The sequence below is a fragment of the Bradyrhizobium sp. BEA-2-5 genome, from assembly GCF_032918025.1.
Lineage (GTDB): Bacteria > Pseudomonadota > Alphaproteobacteria > Rhizobiales > Xanthobacteraceae > Bradyrhizobium > Bradyrhizobium pachyrhizi.
Genome location: NZ_CP136629.1, coordinates 4,838,206 through 4,859,132, shown reverse-complemented (window position 1 = coordinate 4,859,132; position 20,927 = coordinate 4,838,206). Strand labels below are relative to the sequence as shown.

20 protein-coding genes are annotated in these 20,927 nt (G+C 65.1%); 6 read left to right on the top strand and 14 right to left on the bottom strand.

The annotated features are described in order from the left end of the window. Position 1 precedes the first annotated feature (1 nt). Complete coding sequence (tsaA, locus tag RX327_RS22790) at positions 2-493, top strand: tRNA (N6-threonylcarbamoyladenosine(37)-N6)-methyltransferase TrmO (protein WP_317247189.1); 492 nt, start codon at positions 2-4, stop codon at positions 491-493. Positions 494-613: 120 nt separating this feature from the next. Here tsaA and RX327_RS22785 read toward each other — a convergent pair whose 3' ends face one another. The 4 genes from RX327_RS22785 to RX327_RS22770 all read right to left on the bottom strand — a co-directional run bounded on the left by RX327_RS22785 (position 614) and on the right by RX327_RS22770 (position 3,733). Next, positions 614-1,039: an HIT family protein gene (locus RX327_RS22785; protein WP_317247188.1), complete on the bottom strand. Its 426-nt coding sequence runs from the start codon at positions 1,037-1,039 to the stop codon at positions 614-616. A gap of 52 nt (positions 1,040-1,091) precedes the next feature. Further along, on the bottom strand, positions 1,092-2,342 hold the full coding sequence (locus RX327_RS22780; protein ID WP_317247187.1) for a GNAT family N-acetyltransferase: 1,251 nt from the start codon (positions 2,340-2,342) through the stop codon (positions 1,092-1,094). A gap of 165 nt (positions 2,343-2,507) precedes the next feature. Beyond that, positions 2,508-3,260, bottom strand: coding sequence for a glycerophosphodiester phosphodiesterase (locus tag RX327_RS22775; RefSeq protein ID WP_317247186.1), 753 nt, complete (start codon positions 3,258-3,260; stop codon positions 2,508-2,510). 5 nt (positions 3,261-3,265) lie between these two features. Then, entirely contained in the window at positions 3,266-3,733 is a 468-nt protein-coding gene (locus RX327_RS22770; protein ID WP_317247185.1) for a RidA family protein, read from the bottom strand. Between the two features lie 264 nt (positions 3,734-3,997). Here RX327_RS22770 and RX327_RS22765 point away from each other — a divergent pair, with 264 nt between their 5' ends. Beyond that, positions 3,998-4,861 (top strand): cell envelope integrity EipB family protein, encoded by an 864-nt coding sequence (locus tag RX327_RS22765; protein ID WP_317247184.1) that lies wholly within the window; start codon positions 3,998-4,000, stop codon positions 4,859-4,861. 238 nt (positions 4,862-5,099) lie between these two features. Next, positions 5,100-5,501: a RidA family protein gene (locus RX327_RS22760; RefSeq protein ID WP_317247183.1), complete on the top strand. Its 402-nt coding sequence runs from the start codon at positions 5,100-5,102 to the stop codon at positions 5,499-5,501. 101 nt (positions 5,502-5,602) lie between these two features. Here the strand turns inward: RX327_RS22760 and RX327_RS22755 are convergent, their stop codons facing one another. Beyond that, positions 5,603-6,919, bottom strand: coding sequence for a DNA polymerase IV (locus RX327_RS22755; protein WP_317247182.1), 1,317 nt, complete (start codon positions 6,917-6,919; stop codon positions 5,603-5,605). Next, positions 6,898-7,197 (bottom strand): DUF3572 domain-containing protein, encoded by a 300-nt coding sequence (locus tag RX327_RS22750; RefSeq protein ID WP_317247181.1) that lies wholly within the window; start codon positions 7,195-7,197, stop codon positions 6,898-6,900. The genes RX327_RS22755 and RX327_RS22750 overlap by 22 nt, the downstream gene beginning before the upstream one ends. 228 nt (positions 7,198-7,425) lie before the next feature. On the opposite strand from RX327_RS22750, the gene RX327_RS22745 reads away from it, so the two are divergent. Both RX327_RS22745 and RX327_RS22740 read left to right on the top strand, forming a co-directional pair. Further along, positions 7,426-7,791: a response regulator gene (locus RX327_RS22745; protein ID WP_028177873.1), complete on the top strand. Its 366-nt coding sequence runs from the start codon at positions 7,426-7,428 to the stop codon at positions 7,789-7,791. Positions 7,792-7,805: 14 nt separating this feature from the next. After that, positions 7,806-9,179: a PleD family two-component system response regulator gene (locus tag RX327_RS22740; protein ID WP_317247180.1), complete on the top strand. Its 1,374-nt coding sequence runs from the start codon at positions 7,806-7,808 to the stop codon at positions 9,177-9,179. A gap of 139 nt (positions 9,180-9,318) precedes the next feature. Here RX327_RS22740 and RX327_RS22735 read toward each other — a convergent pair whose 3' ends face one another. Together RX327_RS22735 and RX327_RS22730 are read right to left on the bottom strand one after the other, a co-directional pair. Beyond that, positions 9,319-10,524 carry a serine hydrolase domain-containing protein gene (locus tag RX327_RS22735; RefSeq protein ID WP_244482326.1) on the bottom strand — a complete coding sequence of 402 codons (1,206 nt, stop codon included), beginning with the start codon at positions 10,522-10,524 and terminating at the stop codon, positions 9,319-9,321. A gap of 147 nt (positions 10,525-10,671) precedes the next feature. Next, positions 10,672-11,274: a TetR/AcrR family transcriptional regulator gene (locus tag RX327_RS22730; protein ID WP_317247179.1), complete on the bottom strand. Its 603-nt coding sequence runs from the start codon at positions 11,272-11,274 to the stop codon at positions 10,672-10,674. A gap of 132 nt (positions 11,275-11,406) precedes the next feature. Between RX327_RS22730 and RX327_RS22725 the strand changes: the two genes are divergently transcribed. Continuing rightward, positions 11,407-12,639 (top strand): MFS transporter, encoded by a 1,233-nt coding sequence (locus RX327_RS22725; RefSeq protein ID WP_317247178.1) that lies wholly within the window; start codon positions 11,407-11,409, stop codon positions 12,637-12,639. 53 nt (positions 12,640-12,692) lie between these two features. Here RX327_RS22725 and rpmG read toward each other — a convergent pair whose 3' ends face one another. The 6 genes from rpmG to topA all read right to left on the bottom strand — a co-directional run bounded on the left by rpmG (position 12,693) and on the right by topA (position 20,917). Beyond that, positions 12,693-12,860: a 50S ribosomal protein L33 gene (rpmG, locus tag RX327_RS22720; protein ID WP_007603295.1), complete on the bottom strand. Its 168-nt coding sequence runs from the start codon at positions 12,858-12,860 to the stop codon at positions 12,693-12,695. 125 nt (positions 12,861-12,985) lie between these two features. Next, positions 12,986-14,311 (bottom strand): LLM class flavin-dependent oxidoreductase, encoded by a 1,326-nt coding sequence (locus RX327_RS22715; RefSeq protein ID WP_317247177.1) that lies wholly within the window; start codon positions 14,309-14,311, stop codon positions 12,986-12,988. 256 nt (positions 14,312-14,567) lie between these two features. Further along, positions 14,568-15,317 (bottom strand): NUDIX domain-containing protein, encoded by a 750-nt coding sequence (locus RX327_RS22710; protein WP_317247176.1) that lies wholly within the window; start codon positions 15,315-15,317, stop codon positions 14,568-14,570. Between the two features lie 36 nt (positions 15,318-15,353). After that, positions 15,354-15,791 (bottom strand): DUF983 domain-containing protein, encoded by a 438-nt coding sequence (locus RX327_RS22705; RefSeq protein ID WP_317247175.1) that lies wholly within the window; start codon positions 15,789-15,791, stop codon positions 15,354-15,356. Continuing rightward, complete coding sequence (rnr, locus tag RX327_RS22700) at positions 15,782-18,139, bottom strand: ribonuclease R (RefSeq protein ID WP_317247174.1); 2,358 nt, start codon at positions 18,137-18,139, stop codon at positions 15,782-15,784. Before rnr ends, RX327_RS22705 begins: the two co-directional genes overlap by 10 nt. Then, positions 18,140-20,917, bottom strand: coding sequence for a type I DNA topoisomerase (gene topA / locus RX327_RS22695; protein ID WP_317247173.1), 2,778 nt, complete (start codon positions 20,915-20,917; stop codon positions 18,140-18,142). Between the last annotated feature and the right edge of the window lie 10 nt (positions 20,918-20,927).

The window sequence follows — 20,927 nt, the reverse complement described above, 5'->3', positions numbered from 1 at the left end:
CATGGTACGTGAAATGGAACTGCGCCAGGGCGAGGTCGCCGTCGACATGCCGACAGCGCGCGATGCCGCGCTCGTCTTCATCGGCCGCATCCGCACGCCCTGGACGTCGCGCCTGGAGACGCCGCGGCAGGGGCGTCAGGACGGCCCGATATGCCGGCTCGAGATCTTCGAGCCGTTCGTGCCGGCGATCAAGGGCGTCGATTTCTACAGCAATCTCGAAGTGCTCTACTGGCTCGACCAGTCGCGCCGCGACATCATCCTGCAAAGCCCGAAGAACAATGAGAAGACCCGCGGCACGTTCTCGCTGCGCTCGCCGGTTCGGCCCAACCCGATCGGCACGTCGATCGTGAAGCTGGTCGGCATCGAGGGCAATGCGATCCTGGTGCGTGGGCTCGATTGCCTCGACAACACACCGCTGATCGATCTCAAGCCCGACCGCTGCGAGTTCACGCCACTGGCCGCGCCGCAGGCTGGAGACTTCGAGACGGAGTGAGATTCGTCGATACCGTAGCCCGGATGCACCGAAGCGAAATCCGGGGCGGTCTTACATCGGCTGCAAGATTCCCGAAATTGCGCTACGCTCCATCCGGGCTACGCAGCGACGCCTTCGGCGTTACTTCAACGCCGCGATCAGCTTGGCCGCGTGCTCTTCCAGCACCTTGGCGTCTTCCATGCGGCTCGCCGGCGGCAGCATGGCGACGTCGTCGTGGCGCGGCATGACGTGCATGTGCAGATGAAACACCACCTGTCCACCGGCCGGCTCGTTGAATTGCTGCACGGTGATGCCGTTGGCCTCGAACGCCTTCATCGCGGCGGCCGCGATCTTGTGGGCGCCGCGGGCGACATGGGCGTAGTCGTCCGGCTTGATGTCGAGGATGTTACGGGCAGGGGCCTTGGGGATCACCAGGGTGTGGCCGGGCGTGCGCGGCATGATGTCGAGGAAGGCCAACACGTGCTCGTCCTCGTAGACCTTGTAGCAGGGCAGCTCGCCGCGCAGAATCTTTGCGAAGATGTTGTTGGTGTCGTAGGCGGCGGGCATGGCGGCGGCTCCTCGATGATGCTGCTTTATTGCCTAGGTGGCGGCGGAGACGTCAAGCGTCGTCGTCGACCGTCTTGCGGAACGGGCCGAGCTCGGCGAGCTCCCGTCCGGCCTCAGCGACATAGGCGCGCTCGCGCTTGAGGTAATCGTCGATGGCGCGGCGCAGGCCCGGATCGGCGATGAAGTGGGCGGAGTAGGTGGTGCGCGGCAGGTAGCCGCGCGCGATCTTGTGCTCGCCCTGCGCGCCGGCCTCGACATGCTTCAGGCCGTGTCTGATCGCGAAGTCGATCGCCTGATAGTAGCAGACCTCGAAATGCAGAAACGGATGATGCTCGACCGCGCCCCAGTTGCGGCCGAACAGCGTGTCCGAGCCGATGAAGTTGATCGCGCCCGCGATCCAGCGGCCGTTGCGGCGGGCCATCACCAGCAGCACGTCCTCGCTCATGGTCTCGCCGATCAGTGAGAAGAACTCGCGCGTCAGGTAAGGCCGGCCCCATTTGCGCGAGCCGGTCTCCATGTAGAATTGGAAGAACGCATCCCAGGCATCCTCGGTGATGTCCTTGCCCGTGAGGCAGTGGATCGTGATCCCCGCGCCAACCGCCTCGCGGCGCTCGCGCTTGATGCCCTTGCGGTGACGCGAGTTCAGCGAGCCGAGAAAATCGTCGAAGGTCTTGTAGCCCTCATTGCGCCAGTGGAACTGCTGGTCGGTCCGCTGCAGGAAACCGTGTGCGCCAAGGAACCTGGCCTCGTCCTCGCGGGCGAACGTCACATGCACGGAGGAGGCCTCGGTGGCGTTGCAGAGTGCCCGGAGGCCTCGTGCCAGCGCCGAGCCGATCACCTCGCGGTCGACGCCGTCGCGGATCAACAGCCGCGGCCCGGTCGCGGGCGTGAAGGGGACGGACACCTGAAGCTTCGGGTAATAGCTGCCGCCGGCACGGTGATAGGCCTCTGCCCAGCCGCGGTCGAAGACGTATTCACCCTGGCTGTGCGATTTCAGATAGCAGGGCACGACGCCGACGATGCGGCCGTCGAGCTTGGCCACCAGATGCCGCGGACCCCAGCCGGTCCGCGGGCAGGCCGAGTTGGAGGCTTCGGCGGCAGCAAAAAAGGCGTGGGAAACGAATGGGTTATAGCTCGAACTTGCGGCGACCTGGCAATTGTTTGCAGAACCGGGCGAGGCCAGCGTGTCGAGGTGATGGATGCTGTCCGCGTCCGCCTTGGGATTGGCGCAAGCGTCCCATTCGGCGGACGGAATGCCGCCGATGTCAGCTACAGCCTCTAGGGTGATTTCAGAAGACGCCATCGAGAATGAAGACCGGTGCCTCGTTTGAGCATGATCTTTCCGGAACAGCTGGCTCAACTTCCGGATCATGCCCCGCATTCCGCCATCGCCGATGACGACCAACCCTCGCCAACATCGTGCGTCGCAGCGGCGAGTTCAAGACGGCAAGGGCATGTCTCGGACATGTCAGGTTCCCGGCACGAACCCCTCGAAAATCATCTGGTCGGCGTAGCGCGCCGCGCGCTCGCGCTGTTCCACCGTCCGCACGGTCCAGGCCAGCAGCGGACAGCCGAACACATTGCGGGCGATCCACGGCTCCGGCGCCGGCAGCTGGTTGACCCAATAGGCGACGAAATGCGGCTCGGTCGTAAAGCCATGCCGCAGGTACAGCATGCTGTCGCGCTGCGCCGGCGTCAGCTTGTCCCAATGGCCGTCGTCATAGGTGCGCTGGGCGGTGATGCCGCGCGGCAGGTTCGGCATGATCTCGCGCAGCGCCAGCACCTGGTCGGGATCGAACGACATGCCGACCGCGGGGCCGTCATAGGACGCCAAGACTTCGGCCATCCGCTTCACCAGCTTGCGGTCGCCGCCAAAATGACTCTTCACCTCGATCACCAGCGGCACGCGGCCGGCGACCATGGCGCAGAGGTCGCTGAGCGACATCATCCGCTCGTTGGTGTCCCTGAACCTGACCGTCCTCAGCTCCGCCGCGGTCTTGGTCGCCAGCATGCCCGCAGCCTCGGTGAGACGGCCCAGCGCGTGATCGTGATGCACCATGGCCTCGCCGTCGGACGAGAGCTGGATATCGACCTCGATGGCGAAGTTGCCGGCGACCGCGGCGGTGGCCGCGCCCGGCATGTTCTCGATGATGCCGCGCGAAATATCGTGCAGGCCGCGGTGGGCGACCGGCCGGGCTGTCAGCCAATCCGGAGCGCGCATGCGCCTCAGGCGACCTCGAACACGCCGTCGACCTCGACCGCCGCATCGGCGGGCAGCGAGGCAACCCCGACCGTGGTCCGGGCATGGCGGCCCTTGTCACCGAAGGCGGCGACCATCAGGTCGGAAGCGCCGTTGAGCACCTTCGGCCCGTCGAGGAAGTCCGGCGCCGAGTTGATGAAGCCGCCGAGGCGGACCACCCGCACGACCTTGTCGAGATCGCCGAGCGCTGCCTTGACCTGGGCCAGCAGGTTCACCGCGCAGCCGCGCGCGGCCGCCGCCCCCTCTTCGATGGAGACACCAGCGCCGAGCTTGCCCTTGGCGATCAGCTTGCCGGCGGGGTCGAAGCAGACCTGGCCGGAGACGAACAGCAGATTGCCGGTGCGCACGAAGGGAACATAGTTTGCGACCGGGGAGGTCGGCTCGGGAAGTGTGATGCCCTGTGACGCCAGTTTTTGTTCGACGGTACCCGCCATTTTTTGGTCCCCCAATTGGATTGCACGAAGCCTGAAACGCGGTCAGGGCCAAGTTTGTTTCGATTGTTTCGCGCATCGTGCCGCCGGTTGCAAGCGACGGTAAGGGGAGGATAGTGCCGCCATGAGGTGCGGATTCGCACGGTAAGCCGCCGAAAATGACGGCAATTTCGCTGCGTACATTGCCATTTTGTCAGACTTGCCCCAGTTGCGGCGCAATACCACCGTCACTATTGTGGCGAATCCCTGCCTCCTTGAGGAAACCACATGACCCTGCCGTTCCGGACTCCGTCGCGTGCCCTGGTGTTTGCGATCGCCGTTGCCGCAGGATCCGGTCTGGTTCAGGGGCCCGCGGTCGCGGCGGCAAGCGGGCCGTTTCTCGCGCATCAGGCGCTGTATGACCTCAACCTCGTCAAATCGCGCTCCAATTCGGTCAACAGTGCCCGCGGCCGCATCCTCTACAATTTCACGGGGAACGCCTGCGAGGGCTATACCTCGGAATTCCGCCAGGTCTCCGAGCTCGACAGCGGCGAGGGCAAGGTCACGCTCAGCGATCTCCGCTCCAATTCCTGGGAGGACGCCGCCGGCAAGAGCTACCGCTTCAAGATCGAGACGCGCATGAACGACAGCGAATCGTCGCCGGTCGACGGCATCGCTGAGCGGGTCGGCGATCATATCACCGTGAAGCTGACCCAGCCGGTGAAGAAGACGTTCAATATCGACGGCAAGATCGTGTTCCCGACCGAGCAGATCCAGCGCATCATCGCCGCCGCCAGGGACGGCAAGTCGCTGCTCGAGCTCTCCGTCTATGACGGCTCCGACGACGGCCAGAAAGTCTACAACACGCTGACCGTGATCGGCCAGCCGATCGCGGGCGACCGCGCGCCGTCATCGCCCGATCCGTCGACGGCGAGCAATGCGATGAAGGCCATGACGCGCTGGCCGGTGACGGTGAGCTATTACGACAGCGACGCGCGCGCGAAGGAGGGCGAGCAGACGCCGGTCTATGCGATGTCGTTCGAGCTCTACGAGAACGGCGTCTCGCGCCAGCTTATGCTCGATTACAACGATTTTGTGATCTCGGGTTCGATGGGCAAGTTCGACGTCAGGGATTCCAAGCCCTGCAAGTGACGGGCTGGCTATCGCCACCCACTCAGCGTCGTCCCGGCGAAAGCCGGGACCCATAATCACCGTTGTTTGTAGTTGGGCCTCGCTGGGACCGCAGCGTCGTGTCGCAACACGGCCCTGTGGTTATGGGTCGCGGCTCTCGCCAGGACGACAGCGGAGCAAGCCCCCCGCGAGACCGCACTGGCCGTAACCGTCCGACACGAGTACGCTTCCCAAAACGCACGTGTCAGGGAGGCACCTCATGAGCAAGCTCGACCATCTCCGCCCCAGCGGCCTGCATCACAATCCCGCTTACTCCCACGTCGTGACCGCTACCGGTGCGCGCACCATCTACATCTCCGGCCAGGTGTCGGTGGATGAGGAGGGGCGGATCGTCGGCGAGGGCGATATCGCCGCGCAGACGACCCAGGTGATGCAGAACCTCGGCATGGCGCTGAAGGCCGCCGGGGCCAGCTATTCCGATATCGTCAAGATCACGACGTTCGTCGTGAACTACAAGCCGGAGCTGCGCCCGATCATCGGCAAGGCCCGCTCCGCGTTCTTCGAAGGCATGGAGCCTCCGGCCTCGACGCTGGTCGGCGTCTCCGCGCTCGCCGCGCCGGAATGGCTGATCGAGATCGAGGCGATCGCGGTCACGGATTGACGGGCTGCGCAGTCGTCATGCGCGGGCGCGACCCGCGCATCCATCGCCTTTCAAAGAGTCCTTGTTGATGGATGGCCGGGTCAAGCGGCCATGACGACCGATTACTCCTCCGCGCTCTTCTCCGGCCCGTCATAGGCGATGCCGCGGATCACCGCGGCGCTGCCGAACTTCTTGCGCAGGCTGTCCACCGCGCGCTCGGCGTGCGCGGCGCGGCGGTCGAGCATGTCGGTATCGTCGCTCGCTGAGCCTTCGCGCAGCGCGCTGACGCCGGCGCCCATCAGGCGGAAGGCGGTGCCGTCGATCTCCTTGGCCAGCATCTCGCGGGACACCGCAAAGATCTTGGCCGCAAGCTGGGTCGGCGTCTGGATCGATTGCGAACGGGTGCGCTGGCGGAAGTCCGCGGTCTTTAGCTTCAGCGTGACGGTGCAGCCCGAGAGCTCGCTGGTCTTCAGCCGCGCCGAGACTTTCTCGGACAGTTTCCAGAGCAGTCTTTCCAGCGTCGCGAAATCGCGGATGTCGGTCTCGAAGGTGGTTTCGCTGGAGATCGTCTTGGCGCCGCGGTCAGGCTCGACGCGGCGGTCGTCGATGCCGCGCGCGAGCCGCCACAGCCGGCGGCCGTCGCTCGGAAACTGCCGCATCATCTCGATCTCGTCGGCCTTCTGCAGGTCGGCGATGATTCGGAAGCCGCGCTGCACGAGCTTTTCCTGGGTCGCAGGGCCGACGCCGTAGATGAACCCGACCGGTTTGCTGGCCAGCATCTCGCGCGCTTCATCCTGGTCGAGTGCGGCAAAGCCGCGGGGCTTGTCGAGGTCGGAGGCGATCTTGGCCAGGAACTTGTTGCAGGACAGGCCGACCGAGACGGTGATGCCGATGTCACGCTCGACGTCGCGGGCAAAGCGCGCCAGCACCTTTGCCGGGATCATGCCGTGCACCCGTTCGGTGCCGGAGAGATCGAGGAAGGCTTCGTCGATCGAGAGCGGCTCGACCAGCGGCGTCAGCGCCTGCATGGCCTGGCGCACCTCGCGGCCGACCCGGACATATTTGGCCATGTCCGGCCGGATCACGGTCGCATGCGGGCAGGCTTCCAACGCCCTATACATCGGCATGGCAGAGCGCACGCCATAGGTGCGTGCAATGTAGCAGGCGGCCGACACCACGCCGCGTTTTCCCCCGCCGATGATGACGGGCCTGTCGGCGATGTCAGGATTGTCGCGCTTCTCGACCGTGGCATAGAAGGCGTCGCAGTCGATATGGGCCAGCGCCAGCGCGGGCAGGGCGCGATGACGCACCAGCCGCGGCGAGCCGCAATGGCTGCAGCGCTTCACCTTGATATCGAGGTCGCCGAGGCAGTCTCGGCAGAAACTGAGGGGGCCGTCGGAAGCTGCCGCTGCCGTCGTCACGGCACGTCGCGCTCCCATTTCGGGTCGCCCAGCGCCTGACGGGCGGCGGCGATATTGGTCGGGTGCAGTTCCGAGGCCTTGGCAAACGCCGTCACGGTGGCGTCGTCGCGCATCACGAAATCGAGCACGCTCGCAAGAAATTGAGGATCGGACGCGGCGTTCCGCAGCGTCTCTGGACCGATTCCGGTCTCGGCCAGGAACAGGCCCAGCCGCTCGGGCTCGCTCGCGACGAAGGACAGCGCCTGAATCGCAACGATTTCAGCGACTTCGCGGGGGTTGTGAACAGGCTTTTTCACGGGCCCGATTTGCCTTTCCGTTAACTTTTGGTCTCTATTGAGAGGCCCATCATGCCCGAGTCTTCCGCGTGTGTTCAAGCAACGGAAACCACGCTGTGGAAGTTGGAGTTCGGGTTAACGGGTTAGAGCGATTCTGGCGCTAGTTTGAATTCACATTTTCGACGCGCCCCGAGCGCGGTGCGTGAGGTGCCGCAGCCGGGCCCGTCTCCTGGGTTTGGGAGGGACGGGATGGCTAAGACCGTCCTGATCGTGGAAGACAACGAGCTCAACATGAAGCTCTTCCGCGACCTGTTGGAGGCGCATGGTTATCAGACTTCGGGCACCAGCAACGGTTACGAGGCGCTCGATCTCGTTCGCAAGATGCGGCCCGACCTCGTGCTGATGGATATCCAGTTGCCGCAGGTCTCCGGCCTCGAGGTGACGCGCTGGATCAAGGACGATCCGGAGCTGCGCGCCATTCCCATCGTCGCGGTCACGGCATTCGCGATGAAGGGCGACGAAGAGCGCATCCGCGAGGGCGGGTGCGAGGCCTATTTGTCCAAGCCGATCTCGGTCGGCAAATTCATTGAGACGGTCCGGCGTTTTATCGGATAGGAAGTGAGTTCAAAGTGTCCGCGCGTATCCTGGTTGTCGATGACGTTCCTGCCAACGTCAAACTCCTCGAAGCCCGCCTGTCCGCCGAATATTTCGATGTACTGACTGCCTCCAACGGGACCGAGGCACTGGAAATTTGCGCACGCGCCGAATGCGACATCATCCTGCTCGACGTGATGATGCCCGACATGGACGGCTTTGAAGTCTGCCGCCGGCTGAAGTCGAATCCGGCGACCCATTTCATTCCCGTCGTCATGGTGACAGCGCTCGACAGCCCCGCCGACCGCAACCGCGGTCTGGAAGCCGGCGCCGACGACTTCCTCACCAAGCCCGTCTCCGACGTCGTGCTGATCGCGCGCGTGCGCTCGCTGACCCGGCTGAAGATGATGACCGACGAGCTGCGCATGCGCGCCATCACCTCGCTCGAGATCGGCATGCAGACGCCGGAGCGCAGCGCGATCGCCGACAAGGGCACCGGCGGCCGCATTCTCCTCGTCGACGACCGGCCGTCGTCCTACGAGAAGCTGGCGCCGATCCTCTCCGCCGAACACACGGTCGACGTCGAGATCAATCCGTCGGAAGCGCTGTTCCACGCCGCCGAGGGCAATTACGACCTCCTGATCGTCTCGCTCGATCTCAACAATTTCGACGGTCTCAGGCTGTGCAGCCAGGCGCGCTCACTGGAGCGCACGCGGCATGTGCCGATCCTGGCCATCGCCGACCCCGAGAACTCGACGCGGCTGCTCCGCGGCCTCGAGATCGGCGTCAACGACTACCTGTTGCGTCCGATCGACAAGACCGAGCTCTTGGCCCGCGCCCGCACCCAGATCCGCCGCCGCCGCTACACCGATCATCTGCGCGACAATGTGCAGAACTCGATCGAGATGGCGATCACCGACGCGCTCACCGGCCTGCACAATCGCCGCTACATGGAGAGCCATCTCGCGACCCTCGCCGAGCAGGCCTCGATCCGCGGCAAGCCCCTGGCGCTGATGATCCTCGACATCGACTACTTCAAGTCGATCAACGACAATTACGGCCACGACGCTGGCGACGACGTGCTGCGCGAGTTCGCGGTGCGCGTGCGCAAGTCGATCCGCGGCATCGATCTCGCCTGCCGCTACGGCGGCGAGGAGTTCGTCATCGTGATGCCGGAGACCGATCTGCACGTCGCCGGCATGGTCGCCGAGCGCCTGCGCCGCTCGATCGCGGGCGAGCCGTTCGCGATCCACAAGGGCACCAAGCGCATCGAGGTCACGATCTCGATCGGCCTCACCACGCTGGAGCGGAAGGGCGAGGCGGTTGCCGACGTCCTCAAGCGCGCCGATACGGCGCTCTATCGCGCCAAGCACGACGGCCGCAATCGGGTGGTGTCGGCCGCAGCCTAGCCGCATCTCGTAGCCCGGATGGAGCGAAGCGTAATCCGGGACGCCGGTGCATGTGGCGCGGTACCCGGATTTCGCGGAGCCTGTCATCGGGCGCGCATTCGCGCGACCCGTTGGTTCCATCCGGGCTTACCCAGTTGCACTATCTGCCGCGCTTCACCGCGTCATAGGCCATCCGCTTGAACTCGAACGAGAACGGATGGACGAACGCCATCTGGCGCTGCGCCATCATGACGCCGGCGATGCCCGTTTTGGGCGAAGTCCACCACTGCGTGCCTGCGACGCCGCCCCAATAGAGTTCGCCGGCGGCGTCGGGATGATCGATCGGGGAGGGGTTGAGGATCAACCCGCCGGCGAGACCGTAGGTCTTGCCGGGCTGCTCGCCCATCATCGCGAAGCGGATCCATTGGCCCGGTGTGAGCTGGTTGGTCATCGCCTCTGCGATCGTCTCCGGCTTCAGCAGCGTCGGTCCGCCGGGCAGCAGGCTGCGGATCAGCGCGACCATGTCATGGAGCGTCGAGACGAGACCGCCGCCGCCATTGAAGCGCGGCACCGGCCGCAAATAAGCGCCCGGATAGGGAGCATTGTCGGTGCGTGTCAGGCCCGGCTTCATCGGATCCATCAGATCGGCGCCGGCGTAATAGGCGACGAGCCGGTTGTGGTCCTTCTCCGGAACATGGAAGCCGGTGTCGACCATGCCGAGCGGATCGAGGATGCGCGCCTTGATGAACTTGTCGAACGGCTGGCCGCTCACCACCTCGACCAGTCGTGCGACCACGTCGATCGCAACCGAATATTCCCATGACGAGCCGGGATGGAACACCAGCGGCAGATCGGACAGACCGTCGACCATGTCGGCGAGCGTCGTCATCGGATTGAGGATCTTGCGCTCGTTGTAGGCCTTGAAGATCGGTGTCCCTGGATCGAACAGGCCGTAGCTGAGGCCGGCCGAGTGACTCAGCAGATGGCGAATGGTGATCGACCGCTGTGCCGGCCCGGTGTCGTCGATCGACGTCGCGCCCGGCCGCAGCACCTTCCGGTTTCTGAGTTGCGGGATGAAGGTCTCGATCGGATCGTCGAGCCGGAAGCGGCCCTCCTCGACCAGCAGCAGCGCTGCGCAGGAGGTGATCAGCTTGGTGTTGGAGAAGACGCGGAAGATGTGATCGGTGCGCAGCGGAATCTGCGCTTCCTTGTCGGCCCATCCGACGCAGCCCGTGTCAGCGACGTCGCGCCCGACCAGAACCGTCCAGGAGATGCCGGACAGGAGATCGTTGTCGATATAGCGCTGCATGGCCGCGCGCGCCGGCGCGAAATCATACCCGGTGGCCGTTACTTTCAGATCTTCCATGGTCGTTCCCTGTTGTGCCGCAGATCTTCTGTGGAGCAGGTCTTTGCGCGGTCGCTGTCAATCTCGCCGGACGGAATATCCAATCGGGAATGCCGTGGCCTGCGGTCGGTGTTAACAACCAAACCTGACTTCGGCACGCAACCGGATTTATCCGGCGCGTTTCTTGCCCGCGGGGGCGGGGCTGCCGACCTTGACGCCTGCATTTGCCAGCAACACGCGCGCGGCTTCCCTGGCGGCGCGCGCCATCGCCGGATCGTCACGCACCAAATCCTGGGCAATGGAGCCGTCGACCAGCAACGTGAGCTGGGTCGCAAGTCCCTCGGCGTCCGTGACGCCGAGCTGCCGCAGCAGGTCGCGAAACCAGATGCGGCGGCTTTCCTTGAAGGCGATCGCGATCTTCTTCACGGCGCGGTCCGTGTCCTCCGGGCCCAGCTCGGCGACTGCATTGACGAACGGGCAGCCGCGAAAATCTTTCGCCGCAAACCGCCGCTCCAGCGAATCGAACGTCGCGAGAATCTGCTCGGCCGGCGGCTTGTCGGACGGGCGCTGAGCTACGAAGCGGCGCTCGAGATAGGCCGCGATCAGCGCGTCCTTGGACGGAAAGTGGTTGTAGAGCGTGCGCTTGGAGATGCCGATCTCGGCCGCGATGGTGTCGACGCCGATGGCGCGAATGCCTTGCAGATAGAACAGCTTGTCGGCGGTCTCGAGGATCCGCTCCTTCATCGTCTGTTTGGGAGGCGGGGAAGCCATGCGCCAGCCGTGATCCTCTTCGCTTGACAGTCGGCCCCCTGTATAGCCTAAGTACACAGGTCTGTGTAACCAAAACATGCATAAATCGCAGGCCATGGCACGCGTGCCGTGCCGTTATGGGAGAACAAGAAAATGCCCCTGCTGCAGGTCCTGCGTCCGACCTTGCCGATCCTGATCGGCGCCTCGATCATGCTGACGCTGAGCATGGGGCTGCGGCAGAGCCTCGGGATCTTCATGCAGCCGCTGACGCATGACATCCACATTTCGATCTCGGATTTCACGCTGGCGCTGGCCGTGCAGAACCTCGCCTGGGGCTTTCTCCAGCCGCCCGCCGGCGCGCTCACCGCGCGCTACGGCTTCCGCCCGATCATGGTGGTCGGCGCGCTGGCCTACATCGCGGGCCTCGTACTGATGACCACGGCGCATGGGCTCGTTGCCATCATGATCGGCGCAGGTGTCCTGATCGGCCTTTCGCTCGCCTGCACCGCGAATGCGATTGCGATGTCGGTGGCGGCGCGTGCGGTGCCGGAAACGGTGCGCTCCACCGTGCTCGGCATCGTCTCCGGCGCGGGCTCGCTCGGCGCGCTGTTGTCGGCGCCGATCGGGCAGATGCTCAACGAGGGTTTCGGCTGGCGCATCGGCCTTGCCGGCTTCGTGATCCTCTCGGTCTTCATGATTCCGGCTGCGTTGTATGCCGGCCGTATCGACAGGATCCCGCTGCCGAAGCCGGCCGCCGACGAGATCGACGATGCCACGGCGGCGGCCGCGGCGAGAACCGCGTTCGGCAATGCCTCCTTCGTGGTGATGACCTGCGCCTATCTCGTCTGCGGCATGCAGCTCGTGTTCCTCACCACGCACCTGCCGTCGTACCTCGCGATCTGCGGCCTCGATCCCATGCTCAGCGCGCAGACGCTCGGCATGATCGGCGGCTTCAACGTGCTGGGCTCGCTGTTCTTTGGCTGGGCCGGCCAGCGCTGGAACAAGCTGGCACTGCTCGGCGGCATCTACATCCTGCGCTCGCTGGCGCTCGCCTGGTATTTCACGCTGCCGGCGACGCCGTTCTCGACGCTGCTGTTCGGCGCGATCATGGGCTTCTTGTGGATGGGCGTCGGCCCGCTGGTCGCGGGCGCGGTCGCCGAGATGTTCGGCCTGCGCTGGCAGGCGATGATCCAGGGCCTCGCCTTCATGAGCCACCAGATCGGCAGCTTCCTCGGCGCCTATGGCGGCGGGGTGCTCTATGACGCGCTCGGCTCCTACACCATGGCCTGGCGCATCGGCGTGGCGCTGGGTCTTGCCGGCGGCATCGTGCAGGTCGCGTTCGCGCTGATCCGGCCGGCGCAACCGCCACTGCTCAAAGTCGCATAGAAACGCAAAACGGGGCCCAAGGGGCCCCGTTTGAACGTCGGAAGTAGCCGATCTTACTTGATCTTGGCTTCGCGGAATTCGACGTGCTTGCGCGCGACCGGATCGTACTTCTTCTTGACCAGCTTGTCGGTCATGGTGCGCGAGTTCTTCTTGGCGACGTAGTAGAAGCCGGTGTCGGCCGAGGACACGAGCTTGACCTTGATGGTGACCGCTTTGGCCATGTTCTGAACCTCAGAATATCGGGGAATCTGGAGCCGGCCAAACGGCCCGCGTTGGCCGGCAACCTAGCCAGAAACAGCCCAAAGTCAAGGATTTCTGAGCCAAGATCACCCCGATTCCGGGCCTATTACCCCTCGAAGAACCGGTTTTTCGGCCGCGGCAGGCCCAGATTCTCCCTCAAAGTGGGCCCTTCATACTCTTTGCGGAAAATCCCGCGCTTCTGGAGCTCCGGGACGACCTTGTCGACGAAATCGTCGAGGCCGGCGGGCAGGAACGGGAACATGATGTTGAAGCCGTCCGAGCCGCGCCCGACCAGCCATTCCTCCATCTGGTCGGCGATGGTCTTTGCGGTCCCGACGAAGGACAGGCCGCCATAGCCGCCGACGCGCTGGGCGAGCTGGCGCACGGTGAGCTTTTCGCGCGCGGCGAGATCGACCATGCGCTGGCGGCCGCTCTTGCTGGCGTTGGTCTCGGGGATCTCCGGCAGCGGGCCGTCGGGATCGAAGCCGGAAGCATCGGTGCCGAGGATGACGGAGAGCGAGGCGATGGCGCTGTCGTAATGCACGCGGCTGTCGAGCAGGGCGCGCTTCTCCCGGGCCTCATCGACGCTGTCGCCGACCACGACGAAGGCGCCGGGCAGGATCTTCAGATGTTCGGGATCGCGGCCGACCTTCTCCATGCGGCCCTTGATGTCGGCGTAGAGCTTCTGGCCGTCGGCGAGGCTGCCGCCGCCGGTGAACACGGCTTCCGCCGTCTCGGCCGCGAGCTGCCTGCCGTCTTCGGACGCGCCGGCCTGCACGATCACCGGCCAGCCCTGCACGGGCCGGGCGATGTTGAGCGGGCCGCGCACCTTCAGGTATTTGCCGTGGTGGTCGAGCGTGTGCATCTTGGCGGGATCGAAGAACAGGCCGCTCTCGACATCGCGCACGAAGGCGTCGTCGGCGAAGGAATCCCAGAGGCCGGTGACGACGTCGTAGAATTCGCGGGCGCGCTTGTAGCGCTCGCCGTGCTCCATGTGGTCGTCGAGGCCGAAGTTGAGTGCGGCGTCAGGATTCGAGGTGGTGACGATGTTCCAGCCGGCGCGGCCGCCGCTGATGTGATCGAGCGAGGCGAAGCGGCGTGCGACGTGATAGGGCTCGTCGAAGGTGGTCGAGCCTGTCGCGATCAGGCCGATGCGCTCGGTGACGGCCGAGAGTGCCGACAGCAGCGTGAACGGTTCGAACGAGGTCACGGTGTGGCTGCGCTTGAGCGCATTGATCGGCATGTTGAGGACGGCGAGGTGATCGGCCATGAAGAAGGCGTCGAACCTGCCGGCCTCGAGCTTCCGGATCAGCGTCTTGATGTGCGAGAAGTTGAAATTGGCGTCGGGCCACGCGCCGGGATAGCGCCATGCGGCGGTGTGGATGCTGATCGGGCGCATGAACGCGCCAAGCTTGAGTTGACGCTTCGCCATTGCCCCGTTCCGTCCTTGATGTCGTTAGCGGAACAGATAGGGAGGCGTTTCGCGGCGCGCCATCCTGACGGCGCCAGAAGATTTTTGCAATTTGAGGGCCGGTCAGAGGATAAGTCCACGCTCGCCTTACGGTCGTCATCGCGAGCGAAGCAAAGCAATCCATCTCACCGCTTCTTGAACCGTGGATTGCTTCGTCGCTTCGGCGCAAAATTGCTTTGCAATTTCGTCGCGAGCTTCTCCCAAGGACGGGGCGCTACTACGTCCCCAGCACGTCCTTCTGCATCCTGCCGCCGTAGAAATGGAAGAACGGCACCGGCGCCTCGTGGTGGAGCGGGCCGGTGGCAAGGCGGGCGTCGAGCTCGTTGAGCACGTTGCGTGTCATCGGATGCAGATCGGCGAGCGGTTTCGAGCCGAGCTCGACCCAGACCAGCTCGACCAGCTCCGCATCGGCATGGATCACGCCCTCGACGCGATGGGTGATCGCGGAGGCGTCGGCGGTGAAGAAGCGGGTGTCGAACCGCTTGACGCGGCCGGGCGGGGTGATCGCGCGCGCGATCAGGAACAGGCCGGAGGGATCGGGCAAGAGGTCTGCGTCGGCGAACGGCGCCCAGGGCCCGTCGAGCTTGTGCCGCTTCTCGACCTTGCGGCCAAGGCAGAGCCCGGTCTCCTCGCAGGCCTCGCGGATCGCGGCGTTGGCAAGCGCACGCGCGCGGCCGGGCGTGATCTTCGGGCTGCCCTTCAACAAATTGGCTTCGAGCTCCGGCGTGATCGGCGCTGCGACCGGCACGCGATAGTCGGCCTTGTCGACGCGGCCGCCCGGGAAGACGAATTTTCCGGGCATGAACACCACCTTGTCGTGGCGCTTGCCGACCAGCACTTTCGGAACGGCGCCGCTGCGATCGACCAGGATCAGTGTCGCCGCATCCCGTGGGCGGAAATAGGGATGATGGTCGGCTTCTTTTTCGCCCTGGTGGACGACAGCGGCGGGTGCGGCAGCTTCAGTCATTTCATCCCTTTCATTTCTTCTTGCGGCCCGGTTTAGCTAGACCGGCGGGATGTCGCTAGGGGGGTTCTCGTCAAACCCGTGCATGCGCAGAGCCCATTGCAAGCCGACCACAGCTCCCTTCACCGGCTGCAACAAAGCCAGCGATGCTAACAGCGTGAAGGGCAGATAGATCGCAAGCTGCAGCCACACCGGCGGCGAATAATTAGTCTCGATCCACAGCGCCATCGGCACCACGATGTGACCGACGATGACGATGACGAGATAGGCGGGCAGATCGTCGGCGCGATGCGGCGTGAAATCGAGGCCGCAGACCGGGCAATGGCCGTCGCATTTGAGAAACTTGCGGAACAGTCTGCCTTTTCCGCAGCGCGGACAGCGGCAGCGGAACCCGCGCTTCATCGCGCTCCACGCGTCGCGCTTCTCGGGCTCGGCCGCCTCACGAGTCCAGACCACCGTCGGCGGTGTCACTTCCATGACTTGCCTCGCTTCGATTTGCCGGACTTCTGCTGCGCCGGCTTGCGATCCTTCTTGCGCGATTTCCGCTCCTTGTGCGCCTTCTTGCCTGATCCGTTTGGTCCCTTGCCAAATCCGGCGGCGCGGCGCTCGGCCCTTGCGCTGTCGCGTTTTCTGCCGCGCGGAATTGCCTGACCATCGGATAATAACTCAAATCGCAGCGCGCCGGCTATCGGCGCGGCTTCCACCAGACGCACATCGACGACGTCGCCGAGCCGATACTTGGTGCCGCTGCGCGTGCCGATCAGCGCGTGGCGGGTTTCGTCGTAGTTGAAATATTCGCTGCCGATGGTTCGGATCGGGATCAGGCCGTCGGCGCCGGTGTCGTCGAGTTTCACGAACAGGCCGGATCGCGTCACGCCGGAAATGCGGCCCTGGAACGAGGCGCCGACCTTATCGGCAAGGAAATGCGCGATCAGGCGGTCGACGGTCTCGCGCTCCGCCTTCATCGCGCGCCGCTCGGTGACGGAAATCTGCGCGGCGATCTCGGCGAGCGTCTCCACGGTCTCATCCGTCGGCAAGGCGCCTTCGCCAAGCCCGAGCGCGCGGATCAGCGCGCGATGCACGATCAGATCGGCATAGCGACGGATCGGCGAGGTGAAGTGGGCGTAGCGGCGCAGGTTCAAGCCGAAATGGCCGTAGTTCTCGGCGGAGTATTCGGCCTGCGCCTGCGAACGCAGCACCACCTCGTTGACCAGCGGCTCGTAGTCCTCGCCGGCAACCTGCGCCAGCACGCGGTTGAATTGGGTGGGACGCAGCGCGCCCTGCTTGGTGAAGGGCAGGTCGAGCGTCTTGAGGAATTCCTGCAGGTTGTGCACCTTCTCCAGCGTCGGCTCGTCGTGCACGCGGTAGATCAGCGGCAGCGATTTCTTCTCCAGCATCTCGGCTGCGGCGACGTTGGCGAGGATCATGAACTCCTCGATCAGCTTGTGCGCATCGAGCCGCTCAGGCACGACGACGCGGTCGACCGTGCCGTCGCTCCTCAGCAGGATCTTGCGCTCGGGCAGATCGAGATTGAGCGGATCGCGCTCGTCGCGTGCAAGCTTGACCAACTCGTAGGCCGACCACAGCGGCTTCAGGATCGGATCGAGGATAGGGCCCGTCGTGTCGTCCGGCCTGCCGTCGATCGCGGCCTGGGCCTGCGCGTAGCTCAGCTTCGCGGCCGAGCGCATCAGGATGCGGTGGAAGCTGTGCGAACGCTTGCGTCCGTCGGGGCCGAGCACCATGCGAACTGCGAGCGCGCCGCGCGGCTCGCCGGGCACCAGCGAGCAGAGATTGTTGGAGATGCGCTCGGGCAGCATCGGCACGACGCGGTCGGGGAAGTAGACCGAATTGCCGCGGTCGAGCGCGTCGCGATCGAGCGCAGTGCCCGGCCGGACGTAGAAGCTGACATCGGCAATGGCGACGTTGACGATGAAGCCGCCCTTGTTGTTGGGATCGTCGTCGGGCCGCGCCTGCACCGCATCGTCGTGGTCTTTTGCGTCCGGCGGATCGATCGTGACCAGCGGGACGTCGCGCCAGTCCTCGCGGCCCTGCAAGGTCGCGGGCTTGGCGTCTTCAGCTTCGCGCAGCGCAGAAGTGGAGAACACCTGCGGGATATCGTGGGTGTTGATCGCGATCAGACTGATCGCCTTTTCACTGGCAATCGAGCCGAGCCGCTCCTTGACGCGGGCGGAGGCGAGGCCGTAGCCGCGGGTGCGGATCAGGTCGACGCTGATGAGATCGCCGTCTTCGGCGCCGCCGCTGTCGGCTTTGGCGATGTTGAGCTCGCGGCCGGCCTGCTTCTTGTCGACCGGGATCAGGCGCCCGCCGCCATCGGGATTGCGACGGAAGATGCCGAGGATCCGCGTGCGCCCGTGATCGATCACCTTGATGACGCGGCCGCGATAGGGCGTGCCGCCTTGCTCGTCCGTGACTTCGACGCGCAGCAGCGCGCGGTCGCCGACACCGGCGGCGGTGCCGGGTTTCGGCCGGCGCGGCATCTCGATGAGGATCTTCGGCGGCTCGCCGCTCTCGACCTCGTCCCATTCGGCGGGAGAGGCGATCAATTCGCCGTCGCTGTCGCGGCCGGTGATGTCGGCCAGCACGGTAGGCGGCAGCGCCGCCGGCTCGTGGATCTTGCGGCCGCGCTTGGCAATTGTGCCGTCGTCGGCGAGCTCGCGCAGCATGCGCCTGAGCTCGGCACGGTCGGCGTTCTTCAGGCCGAACTCGCGTGCAATTTCGCGGGTCCCGACCTTGCCTGGATTGGCGCGGATGAAAGCGACGATGGCATCCCGGCCCGGAAAGCCATTGTCGGGTTTTCGTTTCACTTATCCTCGTGCCTTGCCGGCGCTTTTCTTCGCGGGTGCTTTCGCTGGTGCCGATGATTTTGCAGGCGACGTCTTGGCACCGGAGGCGACCGGCGCGCGCGCCTTGCTGGTCGCATCCGTTTTCGGCTTCGCTGCGGCTTTCTTCGACGCCGCCTTCTTGGTGGGCTTGGCGTCGGCGTCGGCGTCGCCGTCAGTCTCGGTCGCCTCGGACTTGGCTTTCTTCGCCTTGGCGGGCTTTTCCGCCTTCGCCTTCTTGGCCTTCTTGCCGCCACCCTTGGCGGCGCGCTCGTCGATCAGCGCGATCGCTTCGGCGAGCGTGATCTGGTCGGGGGTGCGGTCGCTCGGAATCGTCGCGTTGACACCGCCGGCGGCGACATAGGCACCGTAGCGGCCGTTCTTCAGCGCGACCGCGCCGAGCGTCGGGTGATCGCCGAGCGGCTTGCCGGGATCGGCGCCGAAGCGGCGGCCGCTCGGGCCCTTCGCGATCTTCTCCGCGATCAGCGTGACGGCACGGTTCAATCCGATGTCGAACACTTCGTCGCCGGCTTCCAGGCTGGCGTAGGTCTTCTCGTGCTTCACGAACGGCCCGAAGCGGCCGAGGCCGGCGACAATCGGCTGGCCGGTTTCCGGGTGCTTGCCGATCTCGCGCGGCAGCGACAGCAGTCTCAGCGCGAGCTCGAGATCGACATCGCCGGGCGAGGTGCCCTTCGGGATGCCGGCGCGCTTGGGCTTCTCGCCTTCTGCATAATCCTTCTGCTCGCCGAGCTGGATGTAGGGCCCGAAGCGGCCGGCCTTGACCCAGACGTCGAAGCCGGTGTCGGGATCGGTGCCGAGCACGCGGTCGGCGCTCTCGGCGCTGTCGGCCGCAAGCGGCCTTGTATAGCGGCATTCCGGATAGTTCGAGCAGCCGACGAAGGCGCCGAACTTGCCGGCCTTGAGGTTCAGCCGGCCGGTGCCGCAGTTCGGGCACTGGCGGACGTCGCCGCCATCGGCGCGCGGCGGATAGATGTGCGGCCCCAGCATCTCGTCGAGCACGTCGAGCACCTGCGCGACGCGCAAATCCTTGATGTCGTCGACGGCACCGATGAAGTCGCGCCAGAAGTCCTTCAGCACCTGCTGCCAGGAGATCTCGTTGTTGGAGATGCGGTCGAGCTGTTCTTCAAGGGCTGCGGTGAAATCGTATTCGACATAGCGGCTGAAGAAACTCTCCAGGAACGCGATCACGACACGGCCCTTGTCCTCGCCATGCAGGCGCTTCTTCTCCAGCTTGACGTAGCCGCGGTCCTTCAGCACCTGGAGGATCGAGGCATAGGTCGAGGGCCGGCCGATGCCGAGCTCTTCCATCCGCTTGACGAGGGATGCTTCCGAGAAGCGCGGCGGCGGCTCGGTGAAGTGCTGGGTGACGGACAGACTCTGCCGCTTCAGGGCATCGTTCGGGCTCATCGCGGGCAGGCGGCGGGAATCCTCGTCTTCCTCGTCGTCGCGGCCTTCCTGGTAGAGCGCGAGGAAGCCGTCGAACTTGACGACCTGGCCGGTGGCGCGCAGCTCCAGCGTGCGGGAGCCTGCCTTCGCCACGATGTCGACCGTGGTGCGCTCGAGCTCGGCGGATTCCATCTGGCTCGCGATCGTGCGCTTCCAGATCAGCTCATAGAGCTTCGCCTGATCGGCATCGAGCTTGCGGTTCAGGCTGTCGGGGCGGCGGGAGAGGTCGGTCGGGCGGATCGCTTCGTGCGCTTCCTGGGCGTTCTTGGCCTTCGCCTGGTACTGGCGGGGCGCATCGGGCACGTAGGCGTTGCCGTAATCCTCGCCGATCACCTTGCGCGCCTGGGTGATCGCGGACGGATCGATCTGCACGCCGTCGGTACGCATATAAGTAATGAGTCCGGTGGTCTCGCCGCCGATGTCGATGCCCTCATAAAGGCGCTGGGCGATGCGCATGGTGTGCGCCGGCGCAAAGCCGTATTTGCGGCTGGCTTCCTGCTGCAGCGTCGAAGTGGTGAAGGGCGCCTGCGGATTGCGCCGGGCCGGCTTGGCATCGACGGTCGCGACCTTGAACAGGGCGGCCTCCAGCGCCTTCTTGAAGTCTTCGGCTTCGGCGCCGGTGCCGATGTCGAGACGCTGGATCTTCTTGCCGTCGGCGCCGACGAGGCGGGCCTCGAAGGTGTCGCCGCGCGGGGTGAGCAGGGTCGCGATCAGCGACCAATATTCGCGCGGCACGAACTTCTCGATCTCGAGCTCGCGGTCGCAGACGAGGCGCAGCGCCACCGACTGCACGCGGCCGGCCGAGCGCGCGCCCGGCAGCTTGCGCCACAGTACGGGGGAGAGGGTGAAGCCGACCAGGTAGTCGAGCGCGCGGCGCGCCATGTAGGCATCGACGAGCGCGCCGTCGATCTGGCGCGGATGCTTCATCGCGTCGGAGACCGCCTGCTTGGTGATGGCGTTGAACACCACCCGCTCGATCTTCTGGTCCTTCAGCGCGCGCTTTTCCTTCAGCACCTCCAGCACGTGCCAGGAGATGGCCTCGCCCTCGCGATCTGGGTCGGTGGCGAGAATCAGGCGGTCGGCGCCCTTCAGGGACCGGGCGATCTCGTTGAGCCGGCCGGCCGCCTTGGGATCGACCTCCCAGATCATCTTGAAATTGGCATCGGGATCGACGGAGCCGTTCTTCGCGGGCAGGTCGCGGACATGGCCGAACGAGGCCAGAACCTCATAGGACGAGCCCAAATATTTGTTGATCGTCTTGGCTTTCGCCGGCGACTCCACGATGACGATATTCATGTCATTCCAA